10 protein-coding genes are annotated in these 13,521 nt (G+C 77.3%); 4 read left to right on the top strand and 6 right to left on the bottom strand.

Going from position 1 to position 13,521, the window contains the following annotated elements:
* Window positions 1-71: 71 nt before the first annotated feature.
* Window positions 72-551 (bottom strand): VOC family protein, encoded by a 480-nt coding sequence (locus tag BM414_RS00320; RefSeq protein ID WP_093577478.1) that lies wholly within the window; start codon window positions 549-551, stop codon window positions 72-74.
* 27 nt (window positions 552-578) lie between these two features.
* Here BM414_RS00320 and BM414_RS00315 point away from each other — a divergent pair, with 27 nt between their 5' ends.
* Window positions 579-1,433, top strand: coding sequence for a helix-turn-helix domain-containing protein (locus tag BM414_RS00315; protein ID WP_139245663.1), 855 nt, complete (start codon window positions 579-581; stop codon window positions 1,431-1,433).
* Here the strand turns inward: BM414_RS00315 and BM414_RS00310 are convergent.
* Window positions 1,430-2,338 (bottom strand): haloalkane dehalogenase, encoded by a 909-nt coding sequence (locus BM414_RS00310; RefSeq protein ID WP_093577476.1) that lies wholly within the window; start codon window positions 2,336-2,338, stop codon window positions 1,430-1,432. The two genes, BM414_RS00315 and BM414_RS00310, sit on opposite strands and share 4 nt — an antisense overlap.
* Before the next feature lie 107 nt (window positions 2,339-2,445).
* On the opposite strand from BM414_RS00310, the gene BM414_RS00305 reads away from it, so the two are divergent.
* Entirely contained in the window at window positions 2,446-3,198 is a 753-nt protein-coding gene (locus BM414_RS00305; RefSeq protein ID WP_093577475.1) for a MerR family transcriptional regulator, read from the top strand.
* Between the two features lie 78 nt (window positions 3,199-3,276).
* Here the strand turns inward: BM414_RS00305 and BM414_RS00300 are convergent, their stop codons facing one another.
* Both BM414_RS00300 and BM414_RS00295 read right to left on the bottom strand, forming a co-directional pair.
* Window positions 3,277-4,071 (bottom strand): methyltransferase domain-containing protein, encoded by a 795-nt coding sequence (locus tag BM414_RS00300; RefSeq protein ID WP_093577474.1) that lies wholly within the window; start codon window positions 4,069-4,071, stop codon window positions 3,277-3,279.
* A gap of 114 nt (window positions 4,072-4,185) precedes the next feature.
* On the bottom strand, window positions 4,186-5,694 hold the full coding sequence (locus tag BM414_RS00295; protein WP_093577473.1) for a glycerol-3-phosphate dehydrogenase/oxidase: 1,509 nt from the start codon (window positions 5,692-5,694) through the stop codon (window positions 4,186-4,188).
* A gap of 38 nt (window positions 5,695-5,732) precedes the next feature.
* Here BM414_RS00295 and BM414_RS00290 point away from each other — a divergent pair, with 38 nt between their 5' ends.
* Entirely contained in the window at window positions 5,733-7,436 is a 1,704-nt protein-coding gene (locus tag BM414_RS00290) for an FAD-binding oxidoreductase (RefSeq protein WP_093577472.1), read from the top strand.
* Window positions 7,437-7,706: 270 nt separating this feature from the next.
* On the opposite strand, the gene BM414_RS00285 is transcribed toward BM414_RS00290, so the two are convergent.
* Window positions 7,707-9,152, bottom strand: a complete 1,446-nt coding sequence (locus BM414_RS00285) for an FAD-binding oxidoreductase (protein WP_093577471.1) — start codon at window positions 9,150-9,152, stop codon at window positions 7,707-7,709.
* Between the two features lie 145 nt (window positions 9,153-9,297).
* On the opposite strand from BM414_RS00285, the gene BM414_RS00280 reads away from it, so the two are divergent.
* Window positions 9,298-12,723 carry an ATP-binding protein gene (locus tag BM414_RS00280; RefSeq protein ID WP_175551351.1) on the top strand — a complete coding sequence of 1,142 codons (3,426 nt, stop codon included), beginning with the start codon at window positions 9,298-9,300 and terminating at the stop codon, window positions 12,721-12,723.
* On the opposite strand, the gene BM414_RS00275 is transcribed toward BM414_RS00280, so the two are convergent.
* Window positions 12,720-13,487 (bottom strand): SDR family oxidoreductase, encoded by a 768-nt coding sequence (locus BM414_RS00275; RefSeq protein WP_093577469.1) that lies wholly within the window; start codon window positions 13,485-13,487, stop codon window positions 12,720-12,722. The two genes, BM414_RS00280 and BM414_RS00275, sit on opposite strands and share 4 nt — an antisense overlap.
* Between the last annotated feature and the right edge of the window lie 34 nt (window positions 13,488-13,521).

The following is a 13,521-nucleotide window of genomic DNA, read 5'->3' as shown; positions in this document are numbered from 1 at the left end:
CCCCCCACCGCTCGCGAGCCCGCGGCGGGGCCCTGCCGGGGAGCCGACCGACCGGACGTCTCCGACGCGAGTCACTGCCCGCCGGAGGAGGCCCACTCGGCCAGCCGGCGCTCGGCCTCCTCGGGGCCGACGTCCTCGACGCGGGTCATGACCGCCCAGCGGTGCCCGAACGGGTCGTAGATCGAGGCGAACCGGTCGCCGGTGACGAAGGTGGCCGGCTCCTCGCGCACGGTGGCGCCGCGCTCGACGGCCGCGGCGAACACCGCGTCGACGTCGGGCACGTAGACGCAGGTCGAGCCGCTGACCCGGTCCTCGGCCTGCCCGGTGGGCGCGACCAGCCCGTACTGCGGGTTCGGGTCGCCCAGTTGCAGGCGGCCGGCGGGGAACTGCAGCTCCGCGTGCACCACGGTGCCGTCGGGGCCGTCCATCCGGCTGACCGTCGTCGCGCCGAAGACCTCCCCGTAGAAGCGGATCGCCTCGGCGGCGGGCGAGCAGACGAGGAACGGGGTCAGGGTCGTGTAGCCGTCGGGCCGGCCGTCGGTGATCGCCATGTCCCCCACCCTGCCTACGCTCCGGCCGTGTCGTCTTGGAGGAACGCGACAGCCGATCCGACGACGCGTGGCCTGCTCCGGCCCGGCGAGACCGCCCGGGTGGCCGGACTGCGGCGCGACGCCCCGGTCGCGCCGGAGCTGGAGCCGTTCGTGGAGCGCTGGTGGTCGGTGTCCTGGGACCTGACGGGCCGCCCGCCGTACCGGTCGGAGGTGCTCAGCCACCCGAGCGTCAACCTGTCCGTGGAGACGGGCACCGACCACCGGTTCGGCGTCGACCTGCCCGCGGTGCTGCTGCACGGCGTCGTCCCCCGGCGGTTCGTCGTGGACCTGACCGGCGCCGGGCGGGTGACGGCGGCGAAGTTCCGGCCCGGCGGCTGGGTCGCGATGGGCGGCCGCCCCCCGGCCCCCGGTGCCGCCGTCCCGCTGGCCGGCCAGCTCCCCGGCCTCGACGCCGCCGCACTGCTCCCGGCCGTGCTCGCCGAGGAGGACGACGACGCGCGGGCCGCCGTCCTCGACGCCGCGCTCGCGCCGCTGGCACCCGAGCCGGCACCGGCGTACCTCGACCTGCGGGCGCTGCTCGAGCGGATGGCCGCGGACCGGGATCTGGTGCGCGTCGACCAGGTCGCCGCGCTGGCCGGCACGAGCACGCGGTCGCTGCAACGGCTCTTCGCCGGGTACGTCGGCGTGAGCCCCAAGGCGGTGCTGGCGCGCTACCGGCTGCAGGACGCCGCGGCCGCCATCGACGGCGGGGAGGTCACCGACCTGGCCGGGCTCGCGGCCTCGCTCGGCTGGTTCGACCAGTCGCACTTCAGCCGCGAGTTCCGGTCCGTCGTCGGGGTGACGCCGTCGGCCTATCTCGCCCGCGCCCGGGCCGGGACCTAGGGGAGCGTCGGGATCCAGTCGGCCAGCGCCCGGCCGATCGCGTGCGGCGAGTCCTCGGGCACGAAGTGCGCGCCGGGCACGGTCACCTCGGTGACCGACGGCCACTTGCGGACCAGCGCGCGCTGCCGGCCGACCAGGATCGAGCCGGGGTCGGCGTTCAGGAACAGCTTGGGGACGGCGCTGGTGCGCAGCCAGTACCCGTACCGGCCGACGACGTCGTGCACCGCCGGCGGGACGTTGGAGAGGGGGATCTGCCGCGGCCACTCCAGCGTGGGCCAGCGGTCCTCGCGCTCCCGGAAGGGCTGCCGGTACCGCTCGTGCGCCTCCGGGGTGAGCCCGCGCAGCGTGGACGCCGGGAGGATCCGCTCGACGAAGACGTTCTTGTCCAGGATGACGGTCTCGCCGTCGTCGCCGCGCATGGTCTGGAAGATCTTCCGGGCGTCGGCCGGCCAGTCGGCCCAGGTCATCGGGGTGACGATCGCCTCGGTGAAGGCCAGCCCGCGCACCGCCTCGGGGTGCGAGCGGGCCCAGTCGAAGCCCAGCGCCGAGCCCCAGTCGTGCAGCACGAAGACGACTCGCCGCTCGACGCCGAGCGCCTCGAGGAGGCCGGTCAGGTGCGCGGCGTGCGTGGCGAAGGAGTAGGTGCCGCGCCCGGGGTCGGGGAGCTTGCCCGACTCGCCCATGCCGACCAGGTCCGGCGCGATGCAGCGGCCGAGGTGCTGCACGTGCGGGATCACGTTGCGCCACAGGTAGGACGACGTCGGGTTGCCGTGCAGGAAGACGATCGGGTCGCCCTCGCCGACGTCGACGTAGGCCATCTCGGTGCCGCGGACGGTCAGCCGCTGCCGCGGGAAGGGGTCCTCGTGCGAGACCTCGTCACTGACACGGTCGTCCTCAGCGGCCACCCCGGCATCCTCGCCCAGGCACCGCCCGCGCGCCGTCCGGACATCGCGCTTGACCCTGACGCGACGTCAGGCTGTGCACTCGTCGTCGTCAGGGAGGAGGGACCCGCGTGAACGTGGGAGAGGTGGCGGCGCTGGCCGGCGTCACGGTGCGCACGCTGCACCACTACGACCGGATCGGCCTGCTGTCGCCGTCGGGCCGCACCGCGGCCGGGTACCGCCGCTACTCGGCGGCGGACCTGGACCGGCTGCACCAGGTGCTGCTCTACCGCGAGCTCGGGTTCCCCCTCGAGGAGGTCGCGAGCCTGCTGGACGACCCGTCCGCCGACCCCGCCGAGCACCTGCGCCGGCAGCACCGGCTGCTGCGGGACCGGCTGGAGCGCACGCAGGCGATGGTCGCGGCCGTCGAGAAGGAGATGGAGGCGAGACAGATGGGGATCTCACTGACCCCGCAGGAGCGGTTCGAGGTGTTCGGCGAGCACGACCCGGAGCAGTACGAGGCCGAGGTGCAGGAGCGCTGGGGCGACACCGACGCCTACCGCGAGTCCTCGCGGCGCAGCGCGGCCTACACCAAGGACGACTGGCTGCGGATCAAGGCCGACGGCGAGGACCTGATGCGGCGGATGGCCGAGGCGCTGCGGGCCGGCGTCGCACCGGACTCCGCGCCGGCGATGGACCTCGCCGAGGAGCACCGGCAGCAGATCACGCGGGACTTCTACGACTGCCCGCCGGAGATGCACGCCTCGCTCGGCCGGATGTACGTCGAGGACGAGCGGTTCACCGCGACGTACGAGAACGTGGCGCCCGGCCTCGCGCAGTGGGTCAGCACCGCGGTCCAGGCCAACGCCGCCCGCCCGGGCTGACGCTCCTCCGCGCGCCGAGATCGGCGGTCTCGTACGGCTCCGGGCCCCGAGGCGTGCGGGACCGCCGATCTCGGCCGTTCACACGCGGACGAGGAGCTCGCCGTGCAGCATCGCGAGCCAGCCGTCGTCCGCGGCGGCCCAGCGCAGCCACGCGGCGGCGAGCTCCCCCAGCTCGTCCCGCGTGGCCAGCCCGTAGGACTGCGCCTGCTCGGCGAATGCGGACGCCGTCGCGCGGCCGGCCCAGGAGCGGCCCCACCACTCCCGCTCGGCCGCCGAGGCGTAGCACCACGACGACGCCGACGCGGTGACGTCACGCAGTCCCGCCGCGTGGGACCACGTCAGCAGTCTGCGGCCGGCGTCGGGTTCGGCGTCGTTGGCCCGGGCCACGCGGCCGTACAGGTCCAGCCAGCGGTCCAGGCCCGGGTCGGCGGGGAACCAGGTGGTGGCGGCGTAGTCCACGTCGCGGACGGCGAGCAGCCCGCCGGGGCGGCACACCCGCGCCATCTCGCGCAGGGCGGCGACCGGGTCGGTCAGGTGCTGCAGCACCTGGTGGGCGTGGACGACGTCGACCGAGTCGTCGGGCAGGTCGAGCGCGTACACGTCGCCGACGGCGAAGGTCACCGCGACGCCCTCCCGCTCGGCGAGGTCCCGCGCCTCGTCGAGCGGGTCGGGCGAGACGTCGAGGCCGAGCACGCGTCCCGGGGCCACCCGGCGGGCGAGGTCGACGGTGATCGTCCCCGGCCCGCACCCGACGTCGAGCAGGTCGAGGCCGGGCCGCAGGTGCGGCAGCAGGTACGCGGCGGAGTTCTCGGCGGTCCGCCAGCGGTGCGACTGCAGGACCGGCTCGGCGTGCCCGTGCGTGTAGGTGTCCACGCCGGCATCCTGCTCGCTCGTCCCACTGAGCGGAACAGACTTCCCACCAGATGAGACAGAGGGGCATGGGAAGCGATCCGCACGTCTCCCCGCCGGATACGTGCGCAGAGCTTCCTATGCCTCGCCCAGGACGGCCTCGGCGGCGCCGAGCGCGCGCTCGCGGTCGGCGGGGACCAGGCCGAGGCGCACCCGCCGGTCGAGCAGGTCGGCGACGGTCCGCGCACCCTCGGCCACCGCGCCGAAGCGCAGCTCCCCCACCGTCTCCGGCCGCCCCGCGACCACCGGGTCGGGGCCGAGGTCGGCCACCCGCGGCGCCTCGGTGCCGTACCGGGCGACCAGCCGGGCCGGCGCGGCGACGGCGGCCAGCTCCGCCCGCGACGCCGCCCCCACCAGCGGCAGCCGGGCCGTGGGCGACCGCCGCGCACCGCGGCCCAGCCGCGCGACCACGGCGTCGACGGCCTCGGCGGCCATGGCGCGGTAGGTGGTCAGCTTCCCGCCGACGACGGAGAGGACCGGTCCGTCCCACCGCAGCAGGTGCCTGCGGGACAGGTCGGCGGTGGCGCCCCCCGGCCCCGTCCCCGCCGACTCCGGCAGCACCAGCGGCCGCAGCCCGGCGTAGGCGCCGACGACGTCGTCGTGGGTCAGCGGCACGGCCAGCACCCGGTTGACCGTGTCGAGCAACTGCCGCACCTCGGCGTCCGACGGGACCGGGTCGTCGTCGGGCACCGGCCCGGGCACCGGTTCGTCGGTGAGCCCCAGGTACACCGGCCCGTCGGGCTGCGGCAGCGCGAAGACGTATCGCGACCGCGAGCCGGGCAGCGGCACGGTCAGCGCGGCGAGCGGGTCGCCGAGCCGCTCCGCGCGGACGACGACGTGCGAGCCGCGCGAGGGCGCCAGCCGGATGCCGGGCGCCAGCGCCTGCGCCCACACGCCGGTCGCGTTGACCACCGCGCCGGCCCGCAGGGTCAGCGCCGCGCCGTCGACGTCCGCGTGCACCTCGCCGCCGTCGACGGCGACCACCCGCGCCCCGGTCAGCACCCGCGCCCCGTGCGCGGCGGCCGTGCGGGCCAGCGCGACCACCAGCCGGGCGTCGTCGGCAAGCTGGCCGTCCCAGAAGACCGCGCCGCCGCGGCCGGGGCGCACCGCGGGCGTCAGCCGCGCGACCTCGGCGGGGCCCACGCGGCGGGTGCCCGGCAGCGAGCCGCGACCGCCGCGCACGGAGGTCCGCACCGCGTCGCCGAGCCGCCCGCCCAGCGCACCGACGGCACTGACGTCGCGGCCCGCGGCGTCGGGCACCAGGAACGGCAGCGCCCGGACCAGGTGCGGCGCCGTGCTGCGCATCAGGACGGCGCGCTCGCGGGCGCTCTCCCGCGCCAGGCCGATCCCGCCGTGCGCCAGGTAGCGCAGCCCGCCGTGCACGAGCTTGCTCGACCAGCGGCTGGTGCCGGCGGCGAGGTCGGTCCGCTCGAGCAGCGCCACGGACAGGCCGCGCGCGGCGGCGTCCAGTGCCACACCGGCGCCGGTCACTCCCCCGCCGACCACCACGACGTCGACGTCGCCGCTGGTCAGCGCCTCGACGTCGGCCGCGCGGCGCTCCGGCGTGAGGTCGGGGTCGCCGGTCACGTGCGGGGTCCCGGTCGGAGCACCGGCAGACTGTAGCCGTGCCCGAGCAGCCGGAACTGACCATCCAGGGATGGGGGCCCGGCGGCTCCCGCGGAGCCACGGGGACCGGGCCGGAGGGCGTCCCCGAGGGCCGGCTCGAGCCCGACCGCGACCCCGACCCGGCCACCGCGCTGCCCAAGGCCGCCCGCCGCCACCTGGAGAAGGAGCTGGGCTGGGAGCCGCGACCGACCCCGCCGGTCGCCGTCGGCGAGATCCGGCTGGCGCCCTCGCGGCTGCCCGCGGAGGCCCACGACGCGCTGGTCGCGCTGCTCGGCGAGGAGCACGTGCGCACCGACCGCGAGGCACGGCTGCGGCGGGCCGGTGGCAAGAGCTACCTCGACCTGCTGCGCCGGCGGGAGGGCGACGCCTCCGACGCCCCCGATGCCGTCGTCCTGCCCGGCAGCACCGAGGAGACCGTCGCGCTGCTCGCGCTGTGCGCCGAGCACGGCGTCGTCGTCGTCCCGTTCGGCGGCGGCACCAGCGTGGTGGGCGGTCTGTCGGGGATGGACCCCGACGACCGGCCCTCGCTGTCGGTCGACGTCTCGCGGATGGCGTCGGTGACCTCCGTCGACGTCGCGTCGTCGCTGGTCACCGTGGGCCCGGGCATGCGCGGGCCGGCGTTCGAGGAGGTACTCGGCGCGCGCGGGCTGACGCTCGGGCACCTGCCGCAGAGCTGGGAGTACGCCACGCTCGGCGGCTACGCGGCCACCCGGTCGGCCGGCCAGTCCTCCACCGGCGTCGGGCGGTTCGACGAGCTGGTGGCCGGGCTGACGCTCGCGACGCCGGCCGGGGTGCTCGAGCTCGGGCACCCGCCGGCGTCGGCGTCAGGGCCGGACCTGCTGGGCCTGGCGCTGGGCTCGGAGGGCGCGCTGGGTGTGATCACCGAGCTGCGGCTGAGGGTGCGCCCGGCGCCGCAGACCCGGGTGTACGAGGGCTGGTCGTTCCGCACGTGGGCCGACGGGCTGGCCGGCCTGCAGCGGCTGGCGCGGCACGACCTGCTGCCCGACGTCGTCCGGCTCTCCGACCCCGAGGAGACCCGCACCAACCTGCTCAACGCCGGCGGTACCGGCGCCCGCCTGCTGCGCGGTGCGCTGCGCGCCCGCCGGCGTGCCGACGGCTGCCTGCTCGTCGTCGGCTGGGAGGGCCTGCCGCACGTGGTCCGGGCCCGCCGCCGCGCCGCGGTGCCGGTGCTGCGCGAGCACGGCGCGGGGCGGGTGGGCCACCGGGTCGGCGAGTCCTGGCGGGAGCACCGGTTCACCGCCCCGCACCTGCGCGACCGGCTCATGGACGCCGGCCTGCTGGTCGAGACGCTGGAGACGGCGGCCACCTGGACGGCGCTGCCGGCGGTCTACGACGCGGTCCGCACCGCGCTGCGGACGTCGCTCGGCCGGCCCGGACGGCAGCCGCTGCTGATGACGCACGTGTCGCACGGCTACGCCACCGGGGCGTCCCTCTACGTCACCGTGCTCGCCGACCGCGACGACGACCTGCCGCTGCAGCAGTGGCTCGGCGCGAAGCGGGCGGCGACCGAGGCGCTGCTGGCCGCCGGCGGCACGCTCACCCACCACCACGCCGTCGGCGCCGACCACCGGCCCTGGCTGGCGCGCGAGGTCGGCCTGCTCGGCGTCGAGGTGCTGCGCGCGGTCAAGCAGCGGCTGGACCCGCAGGGCATCTGCAACCCCGGCGTCCTGCTGCCGGACTGACGACCGCGGACGACCGGTCGAAGGACCCCCTCCTCCCCACCCCTCGCACGCTCGGGGCGGGACCCCGGAGCGGGCCGAAGGCCCACCGGAACAGGTCCTGGCTCGGCGTCGCGCGTCCAGGCTCACCGTCGGCGGTGAGCCAGGACGCAGCACGATCAGCTCACCTGATCGTGCCGGGGCGTCCAGCCGGGCGGGGGCAGGGCCGGCGGGATGCCCATGCGCCGCCGCAGCCAGACGGGCGGCCGGGGCGGACGGACGGCGACCAGCGGCTCAGCCACGGCGGGCCCGCAGCGCGTAGCCGGTGGAGAAGACGTCGTCGGGGTCGACCGCGCGCTTGACCGCGAGCAGCCGTTCGGCCGCCTCGGGACTCCAGGCCGCCAGCACCTCGTCCGGGCCGGAGACGTCGCCGAGGAAGTTGACCATCCGGCTCGACGCGGCCCACGGCTCCATCGCCGCCAGCACGCCGCGGCCGACCGCGGGCACCACCTCGCCCAGCTCCGGGACCATCGGGCCGACCACGAACACCGACCAGGCGGCGTCGCGCCCCGGGACGGCGTCGGGCACCCGCGCGGGGCGGGCCAGCGCGCCGCCCATCTGGCGGATCTCCGCCATGATCAGCGGCACCTGGACGTCCGGCCCGGCCGCGGCGAGGAACGCGTCCACCGCCTCCGCGGGGAGGTCGGCGAGCAGCACCCCCTTCTCCCAGCCGGGCATCGGGTCGGTCGGGTCCATGTGCACCGCATCGAGGGCCGTCGCCGGCATCGGCCCGACGCCGCCGAGCAGCACCTCGCCCGCGGACTCCATCGGCGCCACCAGCGCGGTCCCGAGCGCGGGGTCCTCGCCGGCGTACACGTAGCGCAGGTGCACCACGGTCTGCCCGCGCAGCGGCGGCGGCAGCTCCTCCAGGGGCGGGAGCCGCAGCACCGCGATCGAGGTGCTGACCTCCTCGGGCAGCGTCGGCGCCCAGGTGCGGTAGGCGTGCAGCACGGCGGCGGCGTCGCGGCCGGCGAAGAACAGCCCGCCGGCCACCAGCGCCGGCACGGGGAACAGCTCGAACTCCAGCGCGGTGACCACCCCGAAGTTGCCCTTGCCGCCGCGCACCGCCCAGAACAGCTCCGGCTCGGTCTCGGCGCAGACGGTGCGCAGCACGCCGTCTGCGGTCACCATCTCCACGCTCACGACCGCGTCGGCGGCGAACCCGTGCCGGCGGCCGAGCGACCCCAGCCCCCCGCCGAGGGTGTAGCCGACCACCCCGACGTCGGACGAGGAGCCGCACAGCCCGGCGAGCCCGTGCTCCGCGGCGGCCGCCATCACCTTCTGCCACTTGACGCCCGCCTCGGCCCGCGCGGTGCGCCGGACCGGGTCCACGCTGACGCCCTGCATGCGGCGAGTGGTGACCATCAGCGCGCCGTCGGCGTTGCGGACCGGGCCGTGCCCGGTGGCCTGGACGGCGACCGGCAGGCCCTGCGCGGTGGCGAAGGCGACGGCCGCAGCGACGTCGGCGGCACAGGTGGCACCGACCGCGACGGCGGGCGTGTGGGTGACGGCGAGGTTCCACGCGGCGACCTCGGCGGCCAGGCCGTCCTCACCGGCCACGTAGACCGGTCCGTGGACGCGGCCGCGCAGGTCGGCGACGGCCGCCGGGTCGAGGAGGACGGGGACGTCGTCGAGCGGCGTGCGGGGGCGCGGGGCAGCGGGGGTCCGGGTCAGGCTCATGGTCGGTTCCTCGGGTCAGGGAGAAGCGGGGCAGGGAGGAGGTCGAGGCCGACCGTGGCCCCGCCGTCTTGACGGCCACTTGCGCCCGACTTGGGCCGCACGGACCCCTCCCGCCGGGCGCCGCGACCTGCGAGGATGCGCGGTCGTGCGGTACCGCGTCCTCGGCCCCCTCGAGGTCACCGGTCCCGACGACCGCCCCGTCGACGTCGGAGGGGCCAAGCCCCGCGCCCTGCTGACCCTGCTGCTGGCCGAGGCCGGCCGGGTCGTCCCGATCGACCGGATCGTCAGCACCCTGTGGGGCGACGAGCCGCCGCCCACGGTGACCGGCACGCTGCAGGCCTACGTCTCCCACCTGCGCCGGGTGCTCGAGCCCGAGCGCGGGCCCCGCCAGGCGCCGTCGGTGCTGCTCACCCGCGCGCCGGGCTACCTGGTGCAGGTCGGCGCCGAGGACCTCGACAGCCTGCGCTTCGCCCGACTGGTGGAGGAGGGCGACCGCGCCGTCGGGGCGGGCGACCCCTCCGGCGGGGTGGCCGCACTCGACCGCGCGCTGGAGCTGTGGCGCGGCGAGCCGCTGGCCGAGCTCGGCGACGCCCCCGGCGCGGCCACCGACCGGCTGCGCCTCACCGAGCTGCACGTGCGCGCCCGCGAGCGCCGCTGCGACGCGCTGCTCGCCGTCGGACGGGCCGACGCCGCCGTCACCGACCTGCAGCGCCTGGTGGCCGAGCACCCGCTGCGCGAGCGGCTGTGGGCGCGGCTGGTGACCGCCCTCTACGCCGCCGACCGGCAGGCCGACGCGCTGGACGCCCTGCGCCGCTGCACCGAGCTGCTGCGCGAGGAGCTCGGCATCGACCCGGGCCCCGAACTGCGCGACCTCGAGCAGGCGGTGCTCCGGCAGGACCCCAGGCTCACCTCGCGGGTGCCGCGGCCGGTGCTGTCGGTGGTGCCCCCGCCGGCGCCCGTGCCGCTGGCGGTGCCGGGCGACGAGACGCTGGTCGGCCGCCGCACGGAGCTCACCCGGCTGCGGGCGGTGGCCGAGCAGGCCGCCGCCGGCCGCGGGGCCGTCGTCGTGCTGGGCGGCGAGGCCGGCATCGGCAAGACCCGGCTGGCCGAGGCGGTCGCCGACATGAGCCGGGCGGCCGGGTGGGCGGTCGCCGAGAGCCGGTGCGCCGACGACGCCGGCGCGCCCGCGTTGTGGCCCTGGACGCAGGTCCTCGAGCAGCTCGGCCAGGAACCGCCCGCGCCCGCCGGGCAGGACGGGGACGACGCCGCCGCCGACGCCGCCGCCGACGCCGCCGCCGACGCCGATGCCGCGCGGTTCCGGCTGTTCCAGGCACTGCGGGCCCGGCTCACCGCGGCCGCCGGCGAGCGCCCGGTGCTCGTCGTCCTCGACGACCTGCAGGGCGCCGACACGACGTCGGTGCAGCTGCTCACCCTCCTGGCCCGCCACCTCCCCCGGGTGCGGCTGCTCGTCGTGGTCACCGTGCGCAGCGTCGGCGAGGACCTGCCGGAGGCGGTCGAGGACTGCCTGGCCCGGCTGGCCCGCGAGCCGTCGGCCACCATGATCACGCTGCAGGGCCTCGATCCCGACGACGTGGGCTCGCTGCTGGCCGCGCAGCTGGGCTCGTCGGGCGACCCCGGGCTGGCCGCCACGGTGCACGACCGCACGGCGGGCAACCCGTTCTTCGTCGTCGAGCTGTCCCGCTGGATGCGTGGCGGCCGCGACCTGCGCACGGTTCCGGTGCCACCGTCGGTGGTGGAGGTGCTGCGGACCCGCCTGGCGCGGCTGCCCGGGGGCGCGCGTCCGGTGCTGGAGCTGGCCGCCGTCGCCGGGCGCGAGGTGCCCCTGGACCTGCTCGAGGCCGCCGGGGAGCCCGCCGAGCAGGCGCTGGCCGCCCTCGACGCCGCGGTCGCCGCCGGTCTCGTCGTCGAGGGCGCCACCCCGTGGAGCTGGCGGTTCACCCACGCGCTGGTCCGCGAGGTGCTCGCCGACGACCTCCCCGCGCTGCGGCGGGCCCGGCTGCACGCGCGGCTGGGCGAGGCGCTGGAGCGCCGGCTGGCCGGCAGCCGGCCCGACGGCGCCCTGGTCGAGCGGCTGGCGCACCACTTCGTCGAGGCCGCGCCCGTCGCCGGTCCCGCCGCCGGGCTGCGCTGGTCGACCGCCGCGGCCGAGGCCGCCCGGGCACGCCTGGCCGACGGCGAGGCGGCGGTGCACACCCGCCGCGCGCTGCGGCTGGCCGACCCCGCGCAGCCCGGCGCCGCCCGCACGCGCCACGACCTGCTCACCGCGCTCGGCAACGACCTGCTGCGCAGCGGCGAGCGCACCGAGGCCCAGCAGGTGGTCGGCGAGGCGATCGCGCTGGCCCGCGAGCTCGGTGACCGGCGCTGCCAGCTGGAGTCCGCCGCCGTCTGGGGCTCGGTCACGCTGTGGAACTGGCGGCCGCACGGCGTCGTCGACGCCGAGATGGTCGCCCTGCTCGAGGACCTGCTCGAGCACCGCGACGAGATCGCGCCGGAGGCGACCGAGGCCGAGCGCGACCGGCTGACGGCGCGGCTGCTGGGCACGCTCGGCGTCGAGCTGGCCTTCAGCGAGGACCTGCAGCGCGGCGTCCGGTACGCCGAGCGGGCGGTGGCGCTGGCCCGCGGCGTCGGGGACCCGGAGCTGCTGGGCCGGACGCTGAACAACTACTCGCTCGCGGTGTGGGGCCGCCCGGGTGCGGCCGAGCTGCGGCTGGCGGCCACCGACGAGGCGCTGGCACTGACCGGGCACGGGCTGCCGCGGCGGACGGAGTTCTACGCCCGGCTGCACCGCGCGGCGATCCGGCTGCACCTGACCGACCGCGCCGGCTTCGAGGCCGACCTGGAGGCCGGGCGGCGGCTGGCGTTCTCGCTGTCGGGCCCGGAGGTGCGCCCGCACGTGCTGTGGCAGCAGGCCGGCGCCGCCTGGCTGGCCGGGGACGCCACCCGCGCCGAGGAGCTGACCACCGAGGCGCACGAGCTCTACCGCCGGGTGACCCCGCACTCGCGGCACGCCTACGCCGCGCACCTCTTCACGCTGCGCCGCGCCGACGGCCGGCTGCCCGAGGCGATCGACCTGCTGGTGCAGACCGGCGACGAGGGCAACCCGCTGCTGCAGCTCATGGCCGTGCTGGCCGCCGCGGAGTCCGGCGACCTGGCCGAGGCGAGGCGGCTGCGCGCCCGCTGGGGCCGCACCCAGATCCGGGACTGGGCCAGCGACGTCGCGGTGCTGCTGCAGGCCGAGGCCGCGCTGCACCTCGGCGACGAGCCCGAGCTGACGATGGCCACGGTGCAGCTGCTGCCCTTCCGCGGCCGGCAGGCGGTGCTCGGCACCCCGGCGTTCAGCCTCGGCGCCTACGACGAGGTGCTCGGGCGGATCGCCGAGCGCACCGGCGACACGGTGGCCGCCCGCGACTGGTGGACCGGCGCCCGCGAGCAGGGCCGCAGGGTGGGCTCCCCGCAGCAGGTGGCGCTGGCCGAGGCGCACCTCGCCCGGGTGCCGGCCGAGGAGGCGCGGCGCCCGCCCCGGCGGCGGCCGGCGCCCCGCTCCGCCTAGAGGGTCGTCGCCCGGCCGCCGTCGACCGGGATCACCGCGCCGGTCACGTACGCGCCGGCCCGGCTGGACAGGTAGACGACGACGCCGGCCATGTCGTCGGGGCGGCCGATGCGGCCCAGCGGCGCGCTGGCGGCGATCTCGTCGCCGCGGGCGGCCAGGGTGGCGGCCATCATCTTCGACTCGAACGGCCCCGGGGCGACGGCGTTGACGGTGATCCGCCGGGGCCCGAGCTCCTTGGCCAGGTGCCGGGTGAGCTGGTGCACCGCGGCCTTGCTCGACGAGTACGAGTAGGTCGGCAGCACCGGCACGTGCAGGCCGTCGATGCTGCCGACGTTGACCACGCGGGCGGGGTCGTCGTCGGTGGCGGCGGCCTCGAGCAGCGGCAGCATCGCCCGGGTGAGGAAGAACGGCGCCTTGAGGTTGAGGTCGAGGACCTTGTCCCAGGCCGAGGCGGGGAAGGTCTCGAACGGCTCGCCCCAGGTGGCGCCGGCGTTGTTGACCAGCACGTGCACGCGCTCCTCGCGCCGGCCGACCTCCTCGGCCAGCCGGAGGCACTCGGCCTCGGTGCTGACGTCGGCGGGGATCGACTCGACCCGGCCGTACTCGGCGAGCTCGGCGGCGGCCTGCTCGCCGGCCTCCGGCTTGCGCGAGGAGACGTAGACCGACGCCCCGGCCCGCAGCAGGCCGCGGGCCATCATCAGGCCGATGCCGCGGGTGCCGCCGGTGACCACGGCGACCTTCCCGGTCAGGTCGAACAGGTCCACGCGGTGCCTCCTGGGGCGTCGGGACGGCAGTGTC

It is taken from the genome of Geodermatophilus amargosae, assembly GCF_900116515.1.
Classification (GTDB): domain Bacteria; phylum Actinomycetota; class Actinomycetes; order Mycobacteriales; family Geodermatophilaceae; genus Geodermatophilus; species Geodermatophilus amargosae.
The sequence above is the reverse complement of the archived record's forward strand: the minus strand, read 5'-3'. Positions and strand labels throughout refer to the sequence as shown.